This window comes from Burkholderia sp. Ac-20379, from assembly GCF_017104645.1.
In the GTDB taxonomy this organism is placed as follows: domain Bacteria; phylum Pseudomonadota; class Gammaproteobacteria; order Burkholderiales; family Burkholderiaceae; genus Burkholderia.
This window is the reverse complement of record NZ_JAAGPF010000792.1, coordinates 1-827: the sequence shown is the minus strand read 5'-3', so window position 1 is coordinate 827 and position 827 is coordinate 1. Positions and strand designations below refer to the sequence as shown.

The 827-nt window shown below is 73.2% G+C and carries 2 pseudogenes; both read right to left on the bottom strand.

The features are described 5' to 3' along the window. Positions 1-233, bottom strand: a pseudogene (locus G3N92_RS34665) (hypothetical protein); the annotation flags it as partial. A 193-nt stretch (positions 234-426) separates the two neighbouring features. Next, positions 427-827, bottom strand: a pseudogene (locus G3N92_RS34660) (malonate decarboxylase subunit epsilon); the annotation flags it as partial.

Sequence of the window (827 nt, the reverse complement as noted above, 5' to 3'; positions counted from 1 at the left end):
GCCTCGCGCAACGCCGCCGCCAGCGTGGGCGACACCGAGGCGTAACCGGCCACCAGCACGCGCCGGCGCGCGCCGCTCACCAGTTCGGCCGCCGCGCCGGAGACATCGCCGGCATGGGCAAAATAGACGCCCGCCTCCCCGCCGGCGAACGGCGCGGGCAGCGCGGAAACGGCCTGCGAAGCCAGGGCGAGCGCCGCGCACGACAGCGCGGTCAGATAGGCGTGTGGTCTCATCGGGCGCGTATTGTAGTCACGCCGATTTGCCTCGCAAGCGGTTTCTGAGAAGCGTGGCGCGGCGGCGACGAACGCGCGTTCGCGGCGCCGAAAACCGCGGCCGCACCGGGAACGAAGCGGGAACAAAGCGGGCCACGCGGCCCATTGATCAGAGGATTGTCGAGAGCGGCTGAGGATGCCGCCCGAACCGGATTCAAGCCGCGTCGAGTTTGGCCAGCCAGGCGGCCAGCCCATCCCACGAACGGAAATCGGCCACGCTGCGCGACGGTATCGCCGGATACGCGCCGGCCGCCACCTCGGCCAGCGCGCGGCCCGGCCCGAGTTCGAGAAAGGCGCTCGCGCCCGCCTCGACGCAGGCCGCGAGGCAGGCGGCCCACTCCACCGGCTCGGCGATCTGCCGTGCGAGCTTGTCGAGGCCCTCGTTCGCATCGAGCACCACGGCGCCGTCGATGCCGCTGAACAGCCGTGCGCCGGCCGCGCCGCGTCCGACGTCCGCCTGCCCGAGCGCGGCGCGAAACACCGGCACGGCAGCGGCCAGCCGTGGCGTGTGCGAGGCGACCCGCACCGGCACCTCGACCACGGACCGGAAGAGCG